At 70.3% G+C, this 15,805-nt stretch carries 19 protein-coding genes; 5 read left to right on the top strand and 14 right to left on the bottom strand.

Features of this window, described 5'->3' with window-relative positions:
- Positions 1–50 precede the first annotated feature (50 nt).
- From ACOACQ_RS02620 to ACOACQ_RS02595, 6 genes are all read right to left on the bottom strand, one after another.
- A complete protein-coding gene (locus ACOACQ_RS02620) occupies positions 51–518 on the bottom strand; it encodes a DUF4279 domain-containing protein (protein ID WP_378598695.1) in 468 nt (155 codons plus the stop codon).
- A 111-nt stretch (positions 519–629) separates the two neighbouring features.
- Positions 630–839, bottom strand: coding sequence for a hypothetical protein (locus tag ACOACQ_RS02615; RefSeq protein WP_378598692.1), 210 nt, complete (start codon positions 837–839; stop codon positions 630–632).
- A gap of 156 nt (positions 840–995) precedes the next feature.
- Positions 996–2,468, bottom strand: a complete 1,473-nt coding sequence (cls, locus tag ACOACQ_RS02610; protein WP_420287544.1) for a cardiolipin synthase — start codon at positions 2,466–2,468, stop codon at positions 996–998.
- A gap of 30 nt (positions 2,469–2,498) precedes the next feature.
- Positions 2,499–2,702 carry a YgaP family membrane protein gene (locus ACOACQ_RS02605; protein WP_420287543.1) on the bottom strand — a complete coding sequence of 68 codons (204 nt, stop codon included), beginning with the start codon at positions 2,700–2,702 and terminating at the stop codon, positions 2,499–2,501.
- Between the two features lie 13 nt (positions 2,703–2,715).
- The gene (locus tag ACOACQ_RS02600) at positions 2,716–3,114 is read right to left on the bottom strand and encodes a carboxymuconolactone decarboxylase family protein (protein WP_420287542.1); all 399 of its coding nucleotides are present in this window, start codon (positions 3,112–3,114) and stop codon (positions 2,716–2,718) included.
- Positions 3,115–3,134: 20 nt separating this feature from the next.
- On the bottom strand, positions 3,135–5,291 hold the full coding sequence (locus tag ACOACQ_RS02595; protein ID WP_420287541.1) for an MMPL family transporter: 2,157 nt from the start codon (positions 5,289–5,291) through the stop codon (positions 3,135–3,137).
- A 93-nt stretch (positions 5,292–5,384) separates the two neighbouring features.
- On the opposite strand from ACOACQ_RS02595, the gene ACOACQ_RS02590 reads away from it, so the two are divergent.
- Complete coding sequence (locus ACOACQ_RS02590; RefSeq protein WP_378598681.1) at positions 5,385–5,816, top strand: DUF302 domain-containing protein; 432 nt, start codon at positions 5,385–5,387, stop codon at positions 5,814–5,816.
- Complete coding sequence (locus ACOACQ_RS02585) at positions 5,800–6,060, top strand: metal-sensitive transcriptional regulator (protein ID WP_378598678.1); 261 nt, start codon at positions 5,800–5,802, stop codon at positions 6,058–6,060. Before ACOACQ_RS02590 ends, ACOACQ_RS02585 begins: the two co-directional genes overlap by 17 nt.
- Positions 6,061–6,080: 20 nt before the next feature.
- Here the strand turns inward: ACOACQ_RS02585 and ACOACQ_RS02580 are convergent, their stop codons facing one another.
- Positions 6,081–6,713, bottom strand: a complete 633-nt coding sequence (locus ACOACQ_RS02580; protein WP_378598675.1) for an alpha/beta hydrolase — start codon at positions 6,711–6,713, stop codon at positions 6,081–6,083.
- Positions 6,710–8,056: a cryptochrome/photolyase family protein gene (locus ACOACQ_RS02575; RefSeq protein ID WP_420287540.1), complete on the bottom strand. Its 1,347-nt coding sequence runs from the start codon at positions 8,054–8,056 to the stop codon at positions 6,710–6,712. The genes ACOACQ_RS02580 and ACOACQ_RS02575 overlap by 4 nt, the downstream gene beginning before the upstream one ends.
- Positions 8,057–8,098: 42 nt before the next feature.
- Between ACOACQ_RS02575 and ACOACQ_RS02570 the strand changes: the two genes are divergently transcribed.
- From ACOACQ_RS02570 to ACOACQ_RS02560, 3 genes are all read left to right on the top strand, one after another.
- Entirely contained in the window at positions 8,099–8,524 is a 426-nt protein-coding gene (locus tag ACOACQ_RS02570) for a homing endonuclease associated repeat-containing protein (protein ID WP_378598669.1), read from the top strand.
- 7 nt (positions 8,525–8,531) lie between these two features.
- Positions 8,532–9,992: a DUF1800 domain-containing protein gene (locus ACOACQ_RS02565; RefSeq protein ID WP_420287539.1), complete on the top strand. Its 1,461-nt coding sequence runs from the start codon at positions 8,532–8,534 to the stop codon at positions 9,990–9,992.
- Between the two features lie 67 nt (positions 9,993–10,059).
- Positions 10,060–11,277, top strand: coding sequence for a DUF1501 domain-containing protein (locus tag ACOACQ_RS02560; RefSeq protein ID WP_378598664.1), 1,218 nt, complete (start codon positions 10,060–10,062; stop codon positions 11,275–11,277).
- A gap of 26 nt (positions 11,278–11,303) precedes the next feature.
- Here ACOACQ_RS02560 and ACOACQ_RS02555 read toward each other — a convergent pair whose 3' ends face one another.
- The 6 genes from ACOACQ_RS02555 to ACOACQ_RS02530 are packed head-to-tail and all read right to left on the bottom strand — an operon-like array spanning position 11,304 to position 15,672.
- Positions 11,304–11,687 carry a DUF1304 domain-containing protein gene (locus ACOACQ_RS02555; protein WP_378598661.1) on the bottom strand — a complete coding sequence of 128 codons (384 nt, stop codon included), beginning with the start codon at positions 11,685–11,687 and terminating at the stop codon, positions 11,304–11,306.
- A 14-nt stretch (positions 11,688–11,701) separates the two neighbouring features.
- The gene (locus tag ACOACQ_RS02550; protein ID WP_378598658.1) at positions 11,702–12,565 is read right to left on the bottom strand and encodes an SDR family oxidoreductase; all 864 of its coding nucleotides are present in this window, start codon (positions 12,563–12,565) and stop codon (positions 11,702–11,704) included.
- Positions 12,562–13,488, bottom strand: coding sequence for an ABC transporter substrate-binding protein (locus tag ACOACQ_RS02545; RefSeq protein WP_378598655.1), 927 nt, complete (start codon positions 13,486–13,488; stop codon positions 12,562–12,564). The genes ACOACQ_RS02550 and ACOACQ_RS02545 overlap by 4 nt, the downstream gene beginning before the upstream one ends.
- A 2-nt stretch (positions 13,489–13,490) precedes the next feature.
- Entirely contained in the window at positions 13,491–14,198 is a 708-nt protein-coding gene (locus ACOACQ_RS02540) for an ABC transporter permease (RefSeq protein ID WP_420287538.1), read from the bottom strand.
- Entirely contained in the window at positions 14,195–14,860 is a 666-nt protein-coding gene (locus ACOACQ_RS02535) for an ABC transporter permease (protein WP_420287537.1), read from the bottom strand. Before ACOACQ_RS02535 ends, ACOACQ_RS02540 begins: the two co-directional genes overlap by 4 nt.
- Positions 14,857–15,672 (bottom strand): ABC transporter ATP-binding protein, encoded by an 816-nt coding sequence (locus ACOACQ_RS02530; protein ID WP_378598647.1) that lies wholly within the window; start codon positions 15,670–15,672, stop codon positions 14,857–14,859. Before ACOACQ_RS02530 ends, ACOACQ_RS02535 begins: the two co-directional genes overlap by 4 nt.
- Positions 15,673–15,805: the final 133 nt, after the last annotated feature.

Here is a 15,805-nt window from a genome sequence, read left to right as displayed (position 1 = left end):
CGCCGTCCGGGCGGAGGCTGACAGAGGCAGCCCAAGGATCGAGACCCTCATCAGCCGTACTCATCTGCGTCGATGTCTGCGCCCATGGCCACCAGAAGCTCGAGCTGTTCGCGCTCCATCGACCATCCCAACAGCTGATGCTGGCCGGCCATCTTCTCCCACTCGTGCCCGTCGTCATCGGTGACCGGCTCACCGAGCGACTCCTCCTCGCCGTCCTCATCATTGAAGTACCGCACGACCTGAAGGCACGCGCTGACGTCGCCGCGTTCGACAAGCGCACGGACGCGATCCGCGACCGGCGCGATGCGATCGAGCACCTCGGATATCTGTTCATCCAGCCGAAGTCCGAGCGTTTCGCAGGAGATCTTCCAGGAGTGGCTTGCGGGGCGGAGCGGATCGCTGCTGTCGCTTCCCTGAACCCTGACCGCATCAGGCTCCATGCCGAGGTGAGCGGAGATCTCAGCCCCAGTCGTCTCGTTGCTCCCCAGCGCAAAGTAGACGTACTGGCTCATCCGCATGGGCCAAGTGTCGCAAGTTGCTGCGCAACCCCCTCGACCGGCGAGGCGTCTCGATACGTCGCTCGTTCCTCGCGACTGCTCGACGAGCTTGCGGGTCAGCGGGTCAGCGGGTCAGCGGCCGGAGAAGCAGACCAGGCAGGACGACGGGTCGTGCTGGATGTTGCTGTCGTGCAGGCGGTCGCTGCGGGAGAGGAAGTCGTCGAGGGCACGCTCGGAGGCGGCGATCTCGAGGATGACCTCCTCGAGCTCGGGCGACAGGCGCGGGCCGGTCTGGACCTCCGAGCCCTGCTCCAGGACGGTTTCGGACGCGAGTGCGCTCATGGTTGCTCCCCCAGCTTCTGCCCGAGTCCTCAGTGTTCAGGACCCTTTGCGATCTCCCTCAGGCCCTGTTCCTCGAATATCCACGCTGCATCACACCGGCGCAATGGGGGAGGGCAAGGTCAGGCCGAAAGCGGGACAAGGTCCCATCACAATTGACTACTGGAGGGCGGCCGTGAGGCGCATGACATTGTCGACGAACCGCACTGTGCGCGGCCGGCGGTCCCAGTCGGCCAGCGTGAGCTCCTTCGACAGCGCGCGATAGCCGTCCTCGACCTCGCGCATCCGCGCCACCACGGCAGGGTCCGGGAGCATCAGCGACACCTCGTAGTTGAGGCCGAACGAACGCATGTCCATGTTGCTCGACCCGATCACGGCCACCGTGTCGTCGATGGTGAAGTGCTTCGCGTGCAGGATCAGCGGGGCCGGGTAGCGGTGGATCCGGACGCCGGCTTCCAGCAGCGCGCGATAGTACGACGCCTGCGCGTGCCCGACCATGAACTGGTCGGCGACCTCGCTCACGAACAGCTCCACGTCGACGCCGCGTTCGGCGGCCGTCGTGACGGCGTACAAGAGCGACTCGTCGGGGACGAAGTACGGCGACGTCAGGGAGATCCGCTCCGTGGCGGCGTAGATCAGCGTGGTGAACATGCGCAGGTTGTTCTCCGCCGCGATGCCCGGGCCGCTGGGCACCACCTGGCAGGGCACGTCGAGCACCTCGTCGGGCCGCGTGTCGGGGGTGCCGTGAACTGCGACGAGCTCGACGACGTCACCCGTCTCGACGTACCAGTCGGTGGCGAAGACGCCGTTGAGGCCACCCACCACCGGGCCCTCCAGGCGCACCATCAGCTCGACCCACTCGCGACCCAGCCGGTGGTTCTTCGCGCTGTGGTAGCCCGGCTCGGTCAGGTTCAGCGAACCCGTGAAGCCGACGCTGCCATCGACCACCAGGATCTTGCGGTGGTTGCGCAGGTCCGGGCGCCGGAAGCGGCCCTTCAGCGGCTTGATCGGCAGCATCGGGTGCCAGTCGATGTCGGTCTTGCGCAGGCGCCGCAGCATCCGGTGATAGCCGGCGATCCGCCGCGAACCGAGGTGGTCGAACAGCAGGCGTACGTCGACCCCGCGGGCCGTCGCGCGGATCATCGACTGGAAGAGCGGGTCGGTCACCTCGTCCCACGCGGTGATGTAGAACTCCACGTGCACGTGGCTGCGTGCCCGGTCCACCTCAGCGGCCATCTCGAGGATCAGGGCCTGGTAGTCGTCCCACAGCTGGACCTCGTTGCCGCCGGTCAGCGGAAGCGCGCCGAGGTGGTGGTTGAGCGAGGCGACGCGGGCGATCGGCGCCGGCAACCGGTTGGTGTCGAACGTCATGGGGAGCCGGTCGGTGCGCTCCCGGATCGCGCGGATCGCCTCCCGCTGGCGGCCGATCCGGCGCGAGCCGAGCCGGGTGCGGCCGAACATCAGGAAGACCAGGAACCCGATGATCGGCTCCACCATGATGAGCAGCAGCCACGCCATCCCGGTCGACGGCTTGCGGTTGCCCGGGATGACGCCGAGGGCGATGAGCCGGAGACCCACCTCCAGGATCAGGAAGATCAGGCCGACGGTCGACGTCGGGTCGGGCCAGGTCATTGCTGCAGACTAGGAGACCTGCAACCTCTCTCAGCGGAAGGCGCAGCCGGACTTCACGCCGAACCGTCGCAGGATCACTGCGGCGGGGCAGAACCCGGTGATGCTCGACTGGAGCAGGTTGGACCCGACGAAGGCGGCGAGCAGCAGCCACCACGTCGAGACGAGAGTGGCCAGGACGACGCTGACCAGGACGAGCGTTCCGGCTAGTGCGAAGACGGCGCGGTCGATGTTCATGTCGTTCTCCTTCTCAGGCGGGGTGCTCGGCGGCCAGCGCGTCGGCGAACTCGCAGAACGCGTCGTACGCCCGGGCGCCGTGGATGGTGGCGGGTCCGCCGTGCATCAGGAACGTCACGCCGATGGCCTCGGCGGCTTCCTGCCTGGTGGCGCCTGCTCGCGCCGCCGCCTGGCCGTGCGACGCCACGCAGCCGTCGCAGCCCTCGACGACACCGATCGCCAGCGCGATCAGCTCCTTGGTCTTCTTGTCGAGCGCGCCGTCGGCGAAGGCCGCCTTCGACAGCTCGCCGAAGCCCTTGTAGACGTCGGGGATGGCGCGGCGAAGGCTGCGGTGGAGCGGGGAGAGGTCGTCGAGGACGACCTTGCCGTGGGGCGAGGCCTGGGGCGTGATGGAGCTGGGCTCGGTGGTCATGGTGATGTCCTCTCGGTCGGTCATTCGTGGGCGAAGGTGATGGTGGGCAGGAGGCGCTGCAACCAGGCAGGCGTCGCCCAGGCGGCCCTGCCGGTCAGGCGCAGCAGCACGGGGAGCAGGACGAGCCGGACCAGGAAGGCGTCCAGCAGGACCGCGACGCCGAGGATGACGCCCATCTCCTTGGGTGGCAGCGGCCCGGACAGGGCGAAGGTGAAGAAGACAGCGACCATCACTCCGCCCGCCGCGAAGATCACGCGACCGGAGTGCGCCACGGCGCCGACCATGGCTTCCTTCGGATCCCCGGACTTCTCCCAGTGCTCCTTCGCGGACGCCAGGAGGAACACGGTGTAGTCCATCGCGATCGCGAAGATCATCGCGAAGAAGAACACCGGCGCCCAGGCGTCGAGGAAGCCCTGCGGCTCGAACCCGAGCAGTCCCGATCCGTGGCCGTCCTGGAACACCAGACGCGCCACGCCGAAGGCAGCGGCCGTGGACAGCAGGCTGGCCAGGGTGCCGAGCAGCGAGATCAGTGGTGCCTGCAGGGCGAACAAGAGCAGCAGGAAGCCCAGGACGAGGACCACGCCGATCACCAGCGGGGTCGAGCGGTCCAGCTGCGCAGTGAGGTCGATGTTCTCGGCCGCTGCGCCGCCGACCAGGGCCGATGACGGGAGGTCGGTCCGCAGCCGGTCGAGGATCCGGGGGAGAGCGGGGTCCGAGGGGTCGACGGTCGGGACGGCCTGGATCAGCTGGCTGCCCGAGCCGTCGCCGGCCGGCTGGGCCGGCAGGACGGACTCGATGCCGGCGTCGGCGGCGAGCACCTGGGTGGCGCTGGCGGCGTCCTCGTCAGGGACGACGACCTGCAGCATGCCGGGCGCACCGGGGCCGAAGGCCTCCTTGACCTGCTCGTAGCCGACGCGGGCACTGGCGTCGTCGGGAAGGACCTTGATCGACGGCATCCCCGTCTGCAGGCCGAGGATCGGCGCCGCCAGCAGCACCAGCGCCGCGGTGGAGCCGATGCCCCACGCCCACGGACGTCGCCACAGGTGCTCGCCCCAGCGGGCGAAGAGGGGGGAGCGGTGCTCGCCCACGCGGGCCCACGGCAGGGCGAAGCGGTTGATGCGTTGGTCCAGCTTGAACAGGACCAGGGGCAGCAGGGTCAGGGTGGCGCCGAGCACGAAGATGACCGAGATCATGATGCCGCCGGCCATCGAGCGGAACGACGGGGACGGCACCAGCATCACGGCGGACAAGGACACCAGCACCGTCGCGCCGGACAGCAGGACGGCCTTGCCGGCGGTGTCCATGGTTTCCGCGATGGCCCGCTGCGGCGAGCCCTGGCGGCCCAGGCGCGCGGCGCGGTAGCGCACGACGAGGAACAGGGCGTAGTCGATGCCGAGGGCGAGCGCGAACATCATCGCGAAGTTCATGGCCCAGATCGAGACCGGCACGAGCTCGTTGATCAGGACCAGCGAACCGGCTGACGCGACCAGGCCGGCCAGGGTGAGCAGCAGGGGGAGGCCGGCGGCGACCAGGGCGCCGAAGGCCAGCACGAGGATGGCCAGGGTCACCGGCCAGGAGTACAGCTCCGAGGTCAGCATCGCCTCGAGGTTGGCTTCGTTGAAGTCCGACCAGAGCAGGGAGGAGCCGGTCGGGTTCACCTGCACCGTGTCGGTGGAGAGGTGCTGGAGCTCCTCCTTCAGGTCGGTCGCGACGCGCACCATCTCGTTGGTGTCGACACCCGCGCCGGCGAGGACGACACCGGTGTGTTCGTCACCCGACATGCTGATGCCGGGCATCGGTGCGATCACCTCGGCCAGTCGTGGCTCCTCCTCGAGGATGCGGGTCACCTCGGCAAGCACCCGTGGGCCGTCGCCCTCGCTGAGCGGGCCGTCAGTGCTGTGCACGACGACCTGGATCGCGTGGCTCGCGGCGCCGCCGAAGTGCTCCTGGACCAGGTCGCGGGTCGCGACCGACTCCGAGCCGCTGGCCTGCCAGCCGGCCCCCGAAAGGTTCTTCTCGACGGAGGGGGCGAAGATCCCGAGCCCGATCACCACGACGATCCAGCCGATGCCGACCACCTTGCGGTGCTCGGTCACCCAGATGCCGAGTCGGCCGAGAGGGCCGGGGCGCCAGGTCGGCGCGGCCGGCTCCGTTGATTCCGCTGCTGTCTGCGTCACGGTGACGCCTCCTTTCCTTTAACCCCCCGGGGGGATACGATGACAACCGTAACAGATCCCCCCGGGGGGATGGAGAATCGAGAGGGGAATGCCATGGGCACCACCGAATTCACGATGAGCACCACCGTCGCGACGTCGTACGACGTCACGGTGGCGCGGGTGCGGGAACTGCTCGGTGACGCCGGATTCGGCGTCCTCACCGAGATCGACCTGCAGGCGACGCTGCGCGCGAAGCTGGGCGTGGAGGTGCCCGCCCAGGTCATCCTCGGTGCCTGCCGGCCGCAGCTGGCGCATCGGGCGCTCCAGGTCGACCCGCGGATCGCGACCTTGCTGCCGTGCAATGTCGTGGTCAGCGAGATCGGCCCGGAGCACAGCAGGGTCGAGGTGTTCGACCCGGCGTTCATGGCGACGATCGCACCGGATCCGGAGCTCAGCGCCGTGGCGGACGACGCCCGCGCGCGGCTGACCGGGATGATGGACGCACTGACCACCGAGGCGGGAGATCGCAATGCAATTGGAGCCTGAGGAGATCAAGGCCGTCATCACCCGGCTCAAGCGGGCGAACGGCCACCTCGCGTCGGTGATCCGGATGCTCGAGGAGGGCGCGGACTGTGAGGCGGCGCTGCTGCAGCTGGCCGCGGTCAACAAGGCGATCAGCCGGGGCGGCTATGCCCTCGTCTCGACCGGTCTGCAGAAGTGCCTGGCCGAAGGCGGCCCCGAGAGCGTCGATGCCAAGAAGCTGGAGAAGGTCTTCCTGGCCCTCGCCTGATCCAGGACACGACGGGTCGCTCAGGCGTCGTTGAGGATCTTCTGCACTCCGCTGAGTGCCACGAGGTTCCACAGGCCCGACTGCCGCAGCAGGTAGTGGCCCACCGGGCCCATGTCGACGAAGCTCGCCTCTGCCGCGACGACGCCGGCCCGTTCGACGTACCGCATCGTGGCCTTGGGCGAGGTGATGTGGTCGCGGGTGCCGTGGGCGGCGTGGAGCACCTTGCCGGCCAGCGCCTCGACCGGTTCGTCCTTCGGGAACCACGGAGCCAGGGCGACCACGCCGAGCACCGCCGGGTCGTCGGCCACGGCGACGGCGGTGCGTGCCCCCATCGAGTGACCGAGGATCACGACGGGGAGGTCGTACCGGCTGCGGATCTCGTCGAGGGCCCACCGTGCGTCCTGCACGGGGTCGGGCAGCGCGCCGGGCCGGGCGTTCCAGCCCTTGACCCGGTAGCGCAGCAGGAGGATTCCGATGCCGTCGGCCTTCAGCGCCGGAGCGAGGTGGCGGGCGAGCACGCGGCCGCGGCGCCACGACAGGCTCCGGATGCCCACCGGGCCGGGGCCGTGCTCGGCGCCGCCGTGCAGGACGAGCACGATCGCGCGCGGATCCTTCGGCACGCGCACGTCGGTGAACTTCGGCGCCTCGGTCATGTTCGTTGCCCCCGGATCAGTTGGTACGCCGCCAGCGCCTCGTTGCGCTGCACGGCATGGTCGACCATCGGTGCGGGATAGCCCCCGGGAAGTTCGGAGCGCCACGGCCGGTGGATTGCCGGAGTCGCGACGCCGGCGAGCTCGGGCACCCAGCGGCGGATGTAGTCGCCCGCAGGGTCGAACTTCTCGCCCTGGGTGATCGGGTTGAAGATCCGGAAGTACGGCGCCGCATCGGTGCCGCAACCGGCCACCCACTGCCAGTTGTGCTGGTTGCTGGCGAGGTCGCCGTCGACGAGGTGCGCCATGAAGTGCGCGGCACCGTGCTGCCACTCGACCTGCAGGTCCTTGACCAGGAACGACGCCACGATCATCCGCACCCGGTTGTGCATCCAGCCCTCGGCGAGCAGCTGGCGCATCCCCGCATCGACGATCGGGAAGCCGGTGGTGCCGCTCGCCCATCTCCCGAGGCGGTCCCTCAGCTCGGCGCCGGTGACGTAGGGGAGGTCGCGCAGCTCGGGGCGGAAGTACTCCGTGGCCGACGCCGGCCACGCGTGCAGCACCGACGCGTAGAACTCCCGCCAGGCCAGCTCCCGGCGGAACACCTCGCTGTGCGGGTCGGCCGGATCGAGACCGGCCAGCAGGGTGCGCGGGTGGACGCTGCCCCAGCGCAGCGCGGTCGAGAGTCGCGACGTGGCGTCCAGGTCCGGGCGGTCGCGGATGTCGTCGTACGGGGTGCCGAGGAAGTCGCGCCAGCGCTGCAGCGCGGCTGCTTCACCGGCCTCGGGGAGCGTGGCGCCGGTCGTGGGCGTGGTCGTGGGGACCAGCTCGCCCGGGGCGCCGACCCAGTCGACCGCAGCCGGGTCGGAGTCCGCCGGGTGCCGCCAGCCGTGCTCCACCCAGGCGCGGTAGAACGGCGTGAACACGCGGTACGGCTTGCCCGCACCCGTGGTGAGGCGGCCCGGAGCGACGGCGTACGGCGAGCCGGTGCGGACCAGCGGGACGTCGAGCGTCTCCTCGACGTGCTGGTCGCGCCGGACGCCGTACGGGCTGAAGTCGGCGCTGACGTGGACCTCGCGCGCGTTCGTCTCGCGGACCAGGTCGGCGAGCACGGCGGCGGGTCGGCCGGTGCGGACGACGAGACCGGGCCCGTGGCGGCGCAGGTCGGCGTCGAGGGCGCGGAGCGAGGCGTGCAGGAACGCCGTGCGCACCGGTCCCGCGGACGACAGCAGCACCTCGTCCAGCACGAAGACGGGCACCACCGGCCCGGACTCCGCGGCTGCCAGCAGGGCCGGGTGGTCGCCCAGGCGGAGGTCCCGGCGGAACCACAGGATCGTCGGCGTCACCTCGCCATGCTGGCAGAGCGACAAAGCGCTAGCGTGACCGGCATGCGGGCACCTGAGTACTCCGACGCACGGCTCGCCGCGGACCTCGCGGCCGCCGCCGGCGAGCTCGGACAGCCCCTCACCGCCAGCGCGTACGACGCCTGGCAGCGCAGCCACGACGCAGCGTCCCCGGCGCTGCTGATCCGCCGGTTCGGTTCCTGGAACGAGGCCTGCGCCCGGGCGGGCGTCGCGACCAACAAGACCCGGTCGACCACCCGTCGCTGGAGCGACGACGACGCCGTGGCCATCGTGGCGTCATACCTCAAGGCTCCAGGGAGCACCGGCACGTTCGCGGACTACTCGGAGTGGGCGCGGCAGCAGGACGGGGCGCCCAGCGGCGCGACGCTGCGCCAGCGCTGCCCGTGGGCCGAGATCAAACAGCGCGCGGAGGCGCACAACAGCTCAGGCGGGTCGTCCGCCGGCCGATGACCCGTGGGTGACGTACACGCCACGTCCCTACCGCCGAACGACGATTCCGAACGCCGCAACGCTGCACGGTCTGCGTCGGTTCACGAGCGGGTACACGCCGGCGCTGCGCAACCAGGTCACCGCAGCCGGAGGCTTCGGCGCGTGGTTCAACCGGCAGCTGGCCGACGCGTACGACGACAACGTCTACGTCCAGACCGCCCGCTGGTGGCCCTCGATCAACGCGTCGCCCGCGACGGTGTGGCAGCGACACAAGGACGAGGTCGAGGAGCTGTGGCGCGCCGACGCGAACTACCAGTGCTGGGCGCTGGTGCGCCGGTACGGCTCGCAGCGGCAGGTGCGGGAAGTGATGGCGGAGTTCTGGGAGCACCACCTCCACGTGCCGGCGACGGGTGAGGTCGGGCCGTTCCGGTCGTCGTACGGAAAGACCGTGCGGACGCACGCACTCGGTCGCTTCGACGAGCTCCTGCCCGCCGCGATCACGCATCCGGCGATGGCGGTCTACCTCGACAACGCGAACTCCTCGAAGTCCGCCCCCAACGAGAACCTCGGGCGTGAGCTGCTCGAGCTGCACACGGTGGGGCGGGGGGAGTACGGCGAGGACGACGTGAAGAACTCCGCGCGCATCCTCACCGGCTACCGCGTGGGGCTCTGGTCGGACTGGGCGTTCTCCTACGACCCGGCCAAGCACTGGACCGGGCCGGTGCAGGTGATGGGCTTCGCGCACGCCAACAGCGATCCCGACGGCCGGGCCGCGCTGACGGCCTACCTGAAGTACCTCGCACACCACCCCGCGACCGCACGGCGCATCGCGCTGAAGCTCGCCCGACGGTTCGTCTCCGACTCGCCCCCCGACGCGCTCGTCACCCGGCTCGCGCAGGTCTACCTCGCGAACGGTACGGCGATCCGGCCGGTGTTGAAGGCGCTCGTGGCATCGTCGGAGTTCGGGGCCTCGCGGGGCAGGAAGGTCCGTACCCCGCCCGAGGACGTCGTCGCGACCTGGCGGGCGGTGGGTGCCCGGTTCACGGCGCCTCCGCGAACCAGTGACGACTCGTCGGGAGCGAACGCGATCCTGTGGCAGAGCCAGTCGATCGGGCTCACCCCGTTCGGGTGGCAACGACCCGACGGGCGACCCGACACCGCCGCCGACTGGGGATCGACGTCGCGGTTCCTCGCCTCGCTCGACGTCCACTTCACGATGGCCGGCGGCTGGTGGCCCAAGGTCGGCACCGGCTACCGCAGCGCGGTCAGCTGGCTTCCCCAGCGGCGGATCCGCTTTGACGAGCTCGTCGACCACGTCGCCCGGAGCGTGCACGGGGCCGGCTCGACCGCCCTGCTGCTGCAGGTCGCGTGCGAGGCGACCGGGTGCCGGCCGTCCGAGGTGATCAGCTCCACCCACCGGATCGTGCGGTGGGAGTGGGCGCGGCTGCTCACCGTGTTCCTCGACTCACCGACGCACATGACGAGATGAGGTGGGACTGGTGACTTCTTCGGCTTCTTCTGGTCGGTGTGCTGAGGGGTGCCCGGAGTTCACGCGGATGTCGCGGCGGGGGCTGCTGCGCGGTTCGGTCGGGGCCGGGGTCGGCGTGACCGCGGTCAGTGCCTTCGGGACCGCCTTCATGGAGACCTCGTACGCCGCCACGCGATCCGCACCCGCCGTCCTGGTCGTGCTGTCGATGCGCGGCGCCGTCGACGGGATGAGCCTCGTCGTCCCGCACGGCGACCCCGTCTACTACGCCGCCCGGCCGCGTATCGCGGTGCCGTCCGAGACGCTGCTGGTGAAGGACGGGTTCTTCGGCCTGCACCCGAACCTTGCCCCACTCCTGCCGCTGTGGGACGCCGGCCAGATGGCCACCGTCCACGCCACCGGACTGCCTGCACCCAACCGGTCGCACTTCGCCGCCATCGAGGAGGTCGAGGACGCCGACCCCGGGTCCACCGAGCGGGTCGGCTGGCTCAACCGACTGATCGGCCGCGACAGCTACACCAACCCGCTCCAGGCGATCAGCTTCGGCGAGTCCGTGACACCCGTCGCGCTCGCCGGTCCGCAGGCCAGCGTCGCTGTCGACACCATCGCCGACATGCAGCTGGCCGGGGCGGACAAATGGGACACCGCGCGCCGGCGCCCGAAGTCGATGCGGACGATGTGGGCTGGGGCGCCCGGACCGCTGGGCGTCGGCGCGCGGGCCGCCATGCAGGCCGTCGGAGACTTCGCCCCCGTCCGGGCCGTGCCCGCCGCACCGGCGAACGGCGCGGCCTATCCCTCCGGCGACTTCGGCAAGGTGATGGCCGCCGCTGCGCGCACCATCCGTGGGGACGTCGGTGCCGACGTCATTGCCGTCGACTACGGCTCCTGGGACCACCACGCCGACCTCGGCCCACTGGCCTGGGGCCAGATGCAGAAGATGACGACCGAGTTCGCCCGCGGAGTGGCGGCGTTCTTCACCGACCTGGGACCACTGGCCGCGAAGGTCACGCTCGTGACGCTCTCGGAGTTCGGTCGTCGTACCAAGGAGAACGCGAACTACGGCCTCGACCACGGCTACGGCACCGCCATGATGCTGTTCGGTGCGGGCGTGAAGGGTGGCTACCACGGCACCTGGCCGGGCCTGACCAACACCGCCAACGCCGACCTTCTCGTCACCACCGACTACCGCAGCGTCCTCGCCGAGGTGGCCGTGAAGCGGATGGGCGCGTCGTCCGCGCAGGTGTTCCCGGGGTTCCAGCCTGAGACCGTCGGCGCGATCGCTGGTTGAGGTGCGAGCGAAGCGAGCCTCGAAACCTAGACGAGTGAGATCGCGAGCAGGATGACGGCGATCGCGGGGAAGGTCAGCTGGGTCAGGGCGGCGCGCGCCTTGTCGGGGGAGGAGATCAGCAGGACCAGGCCGGCCGCGACCATCGAGCCGGCGCCGCAGAACACCAGCGTCGCGCCGACGTCGTCCTTGTCGGCGAGGATCGCGCCGATGCCGCCGGCCGTGATCAGCGCGAGGAACAGGTTGTAGAAGCCCTGGTTGTAGGCCAGTTCCTTCGTCGCCTCGGCCTCCTCGGCACTGGTGCCGAAGGTCGCGCGGGTCTTCGGACTGGTCCAGGTGAGCGACTCCATCACCCAGATGTAGACGTGGAGCAGGGCGGCCAGCCCGGCGAAGACGAGGGCGACAGCGGTCATGGCGGGTCCTGCTTTCAGGCGGTGGCGTCGGCCGTGGGGTCGGTCAGGAGGGTCTCCAGACTGACAGGTTCGCGTCCGGTGAGCAGGCGTACGTCGCCGCTCACCGGGGCCAGTTCACCACGCGCCACGGCTGTGTACGTGGAGACCCACGCGTCGTACTCCCACGGCTCGGCGGGCCAGCGCAGCCGGGACGCGTAGGCCTCCTCGAGCGTCTCGTCGTGGAAGGTCACCGGGCGGCCCGTGTGGGTCGACAGGATCGCCGCGATCTCGGTGAAGGTGAGGGCCTCCGGCCCCGTCAGGTCGTACGTCGACCCGGCGTGTGCCGTGGGTTCCAGCAGCGCCGTGACGGCACAGCGCGCGATGTCCGCACGGGCCACGGCGGAGACCCGGCCGTCACCCGCGGGGCCGCGGATCACGCCGTCCTCGCCGACCAGGTCGGCCATCAGCTCGAGGTAGAAGTTGTCGCGCAGGAAGGTGAACCCGAGCCCGCTCGCGCGGATGTGTTCCTCGGTCGTCCAGTGGTCGCGGGCCAGCGTGAACGTGCAGTCCGGCGAGGCAGCGAAGAACGACGTGTAGACGATGTGCTGCACACCGGACGCGGCTGCGGCGTCCACGAACGCACGGTGCTGCGCGAGGCGGTCGACGGCCTCGGCACCCGACACCATGAACAGGGTGTCGACGCCGGCCAGCGCCGAACGGGCGAGGTCGTGGTCGTCGTACGCGAAGAGGACGGGGGCTGCTCCGGGCAGTTCGGGCGCGCGCGACAGGTCGCGGACCAGCAGGCGCTGCTCGATGCCCTGCTCCGAGAGCGCCCGGGCAACGAGTTGCCCGAGCGCTCCCGTGGAGCCGGTGACCGCGAGGGCCGGCCCCGTGATCACAGCAGGTCTTCGTCGTTCAGCCAGTCCTTCGCGATGGTCGCGGCCGGCAGCTTCTCCTCGACGCTGCGGGCGTTGAGGGCGATCAGGTCCTCCGGGGACATGGCGGCGCTGATCTTGTCGATGATCGCGGCGGCGTCGTCGTCGACGTCGTCGCTCGCCACCGGGACGAACGCCGACGCCAGGAACAGGCCCTTGGAGTCGGTGAGCGTGACCAGGTCGTTCTTCTTGATCGACGGGTCGGCGGTGTAGATCAGGCCGATCTGGATGTCGCCGTCCTTGAGGGCCTTCACGGTGAGCGGGCCGCCGCTGTCCTCGATCGGCGCGAACTTCACGTCGACGCCGTACGTCTTCTTCAGGCCCTTCGGGCCGTTGGGGCGCGACTCCGCCTCGGAGTTGGCGCCGAACACCAGCGGGTCGGTGACCTTCTTGAGGTCCTCGATCGTCGCGACGCCCCACTTGTCGGCGAACTCCTTCGTCACGACGTAGGAGTCCTGGTCGGTGGCGGGGGAGGCGTCGAGCAGGCGCAGCCCCTTGGGCAGTGCGTCGCCGAGGGCGGCGTACACCTCGTCGGGCTTGGTGGCCGTGGCCTTCGGGTCGAGGGCGAGGAGCAGCGGACCGGTGTACTCCGGGAACAGGTCGATCGCGCCGCTCTCGATCTCGGGCAGGTAGACCTCGCGCTGGCCGATCTGGAACTGGCGGTCGACCTTGATGTCGTCCGCCTCGAGAGCCTGGGCGTAGATCTCCGCGACGATCTCGTTGGAGTAGTAGGCCTGCGAACCGATGACGATGGTCGCGCTGTCGCCGTCATTGTCGGAGGCCAACGGGTCGGAGCCACCGCACGCGGTGAGCGTGAGGGCGCTGGCTGCGGCGAGGGCCACCAGATTGCGGGCCATGCGACGGGTCGTCAGGCGAAGGGGGGTCATGGTCAACCTTTCGAAGGCGCAGCCCCGGCGGGACTGCGGGTCGGGGAGCCCGGGGAGGGGGTGTGGCCCCGGCTGGCGCGCTGGAGGGCTCCGAGCGCGAGATCGAGGAGCAGGGCGAGGCCGGCGACGAGCAGCGCACCGGCCAGCATCTGCGGGTAGTCGCGGGTCTTGAGGCCGGCGAAGAGGTAGCGGCCCAGGCCGGTGTCGGAGATGTACGCCGCCAGGGTGGCCGTGGCCACGATCTGCAGTGTGGCGGCGCGGATCCCGCCGATCAGGACGTCGGCGCCGAGGGGGATCTCGACGCGGGTGACGATCTGCCACTCGCTCATCCCGATCGCCCGGGCGGCGTCGACCGCGCCGTCGTCGGCGGACTCGATGCCGGCGTACGCACCGGCCAGCAGTGACGGGAAGCCGAGGGCGACCAGGGCGAGCAGTGGCGCCTCGACGCCGATGCCGAGCCACAGTCCGAGCAGGGTGAGCAGGCCCAGCGTCGGGACGGCGCGGACGGCGCCGGCGACGGCCACGACGAGGAGTCGCCCGCGGCCGGTGTGGCCGATCAGGATGCCGAGCGGCATGGCGAGTACGGCGGCGATGCCGACCGCTGCGAAGGTGACCCACAGGTGCTGCAGGATCCGCGTGTCGATGCCGCCGGGGCCGCCCCAGTGGGCGCCGTCGCCGATCCAGTTGAGGGCGTCGCCGAAGAGGCTCATGCCGACGCACCTGCTTTCGTCTTCGTGGTGCTGCTGCGCTGCCAGGGGGTCATGGCGCGTCCGGCCGCGACGATCAGCAGGTCCAGCACGACGGCGAGCAGCATCGTGCCGATCACACCGGTCGCGACCTCCTCGCGGATGTTGCGCTGGAAGCCGTCGGTCAGCAGGCTGCCGAGGCTCGAGATGCCGACCAGGGCACCGATCGTGACGAGGCTGACCGTGCTGACCGTCACCACGCGGATGCCGGAGACGAGCACCGGGAGCGCAAGGGGAAGGTCCACCCGCCAGAAGATGCCGGTCGGCGAATAGCCCATCGCCTCGGCAGCCTCACGCACACGAGCGTCGACCGAACGGAACGCGTCGGCCGCCGTACCCGCGAGCAGGGCGGTGCCGTAGATGGCCAGCGCCACGATCAGGTTGGTCTCGCTGCGCAGCGGGACCGACAGGACCACCGGGACGACGATCAGCAGCGGGAGCGCGGGCACGGAGTACAGCAGGCTGGCGGCGCCGAGGACGACCGTGCCGACGCGGGGCCAGCGCCAGGCGATCCGGCCGAGGACGATCGCGACGACGATGCTGATGAGGACCGCGGGCACCGCGAGGCGCACGTGCTGGCCGAGGAGGTCCAGGACGAGGTCGCGGTTGAGGTCGAGCCAGGTCATGCCTTGAGCACTCCGACCGGGCGGTCGTCGCCGTCGACGACGACCTGCTGGCCGTCGAGGTGGATGGTGCGCAAGGTCCGCTCCGCGCGGTCGGTGCCGACGAAGTCGCGCACGAAGTCGTCGGCCGGTGCGGCGACGATCTCCTGCGGTGTGCCGACCTGCGCGATGATCCCGCCGGTCTTGAGGATCACGACCTCGTCGCCGACCCGGAACGCCTCGTCGATGTCGTGGGTGACCAGGACGATGGTCTTGCCGAGCTCGGCCTGCAGCTGGAGCAGCTGGTCCTGGAGGTCGCGCCGCACGATCGGGTCGACCGCACCGAACGGCTCGTCCATCAGCAGGATGTTGGGCTCGGACGCGAGCGCTCGCGCGACGGCGACGCGCTGCTGCTGGCCCCCGGACAGCTGGCCGGGGTAGCGCTTCGCCAGCGAGTGGTCGAGGCCGACCGTCGTGAGCAGGCCCAGGGCGGCCTCACGAGCCGCCTTCTTCGGCGTGCCGTTGAGGACCGGGACGGTCGCGACGTTGTCGATCACCCGGCGGTGGGGGAGCAGGCCACCGGCCTGCGGGACGTAGCCGATCGACCGGCGCAATGCCACCTTGTCGAGCTCGCGCACGTCACGGCCGTCGATCAGCACCGCCCCGACGGTCGCATCGACCATCCGGTTGACCATCCGCATCAGCGTGGTCTTGCCCGATCCCGACGACCCGACCAGCGCCAGCGTCCGGTGCGAGGGAATCGTGCAGGAGAAGTCCGCGACCGCCACCGTGCCGTCCGGATAGGTCTTCCCGACATTCTGGAACTCGATCCCCATCCGTCCACCCTAGGGGGAGACACGGACAACCCGGTGGCACGCAGTGCGAGGGTTTCGCTGGCGAGGTGCCCACGAAGTGTGGCAATTCGGGGTTCGAGGTGTGACACCTCGTGCCCCCAACTGCCGCACTTCG

Source organism: Nocardioides sp. CPCC 206347, assembly GCF_048654605.1.
Classification (GTDB): Bacteria; Actinomycetota; Actinomycetes; order Propionibacteriales; family Nocardioidaceae; genus Nocardioides.
Note: the sequence above shows the minus strand (reverse complement) of the source record. Positions and strands in the feature narration are given on the sequence as shown.

What these genes read in the sequence shown, in the direction of transcription:
- ACOACQ_RS02615 (WP_378598692.1), bottom strand. Translation starts at nt 839, where the DNA reads ATGAGCGCACTCGCGTCCGAAACCGTCCTGGAGCAGGGCTCGGAGGTC.
- ACOACQ_RS02605 (WP_420287543.1), bottom strand. Translation starts at nt 2,702, where the DNA reads ATGAACATCGACCGCGCCGTCTTCGCACTAGCCGGAACGCTCGTCCTG.
- ACOACQ_RS02530 (WP_378598647.1), bottom strand. Translation starts at nt 15,672, where the DNA reads ATGGGGATCGAGTTCCAGAATGTCGGGAAGACCTATCCGGACGGCACG.
- ACOACQ_RS02545 (WP_378598655.1), bottom strand. Translation starts at nt 13,488, where the DNA reads ATGACCCCCCTTCGCCTGACGACCCGTCGCATGGCCCGCAATCTGGTG.
- ACOACQ_RS02620 (WP_378598695.1), bottom strand. Translation starts at nt 518, where the DNA reads ATGCGGATGAGCCAGTACGTCTACTTTGCGCTGGGGAGCAACGAGACG.
- ACOACQ_RS02570 (WP_378598669.1), top strand. Translation starts at nt 8,099, where the DNA reads ATGCGGGCACCTGAGTACTCCGACGCACGGCTCGCCGCGGACCTCGCG.
- ACOACQ_RS02535 (WP_420287537.1), bottom strand. Translation starts at nt 14,860, where the DNA reads ATGACCTGGCTCGACCTCAACCGCGACCTCGTCCTGGACCTCCTCGGC.
- ACOACQ_RS02590 (WP_378598681.1), top strand. Translation starts at nt 5,385, where the DNA reads ATGGGCACCACCGAATTCACGATGAGCACCACCGTCGCGACGTCGTAC.
- ACOACQ_RS02600 (WP_420287542.1), bottom strand. Translation starts at nt 3,114, where the DNA reads ATGACCACCGAGCCCAGCTCCATCACGCCCCAGGCCTCGCCCCACGGC.
- ACOACQ_RS02560 (WP_378598664.1), top strand. Translation starts at nt 10,060, where the DNA reads ATGTCGCGGCGGGGGCTGCTGCGCGGTTCGGTCGGGGCCGGGGTCGGC.
- ACOACQ_RS02580 (WP_378598675.1), bottom strand. Translation starts at nt 6,713, where the DNA reads ATGACCGAGGCGCCGAAGTTCACCGACGTGCGCGTGCCGAAGGATCCG.
- ACOACQ_RS02555 (WP_378598661.1), bottom strand. Translation starts at nt 11,687, where the DNA reads ATGACCGCTGTCGCCCTCGTCTTCGCCGGGCTGGCCGCCCTGCTCCAC.
- cls (WP_420287544.1), bottom strand. Translation starts at nt 2,468, where the DNA reads ATGACCTGGCCCGACCCGACGTCGACCGTCGGCCTGATCTTCCTGATC.
- ACOACQ_RS02540 (WP_420287538.1), bottom strand. Translation starts at nt 14,198, where the DNA reads ATGAGCCTCTTCGGCGACGCCCTCAACTGGATCGGCGACGGCGCCCAC.
- ACOACQ_RS02585 (WP_378598678.1), top strand. Translation starts at nt 5,800, where the DNA reads ATGCAATTGGAGCCTGAGGAGATCAAGGCCGTCATCACCCGGCTCAAG.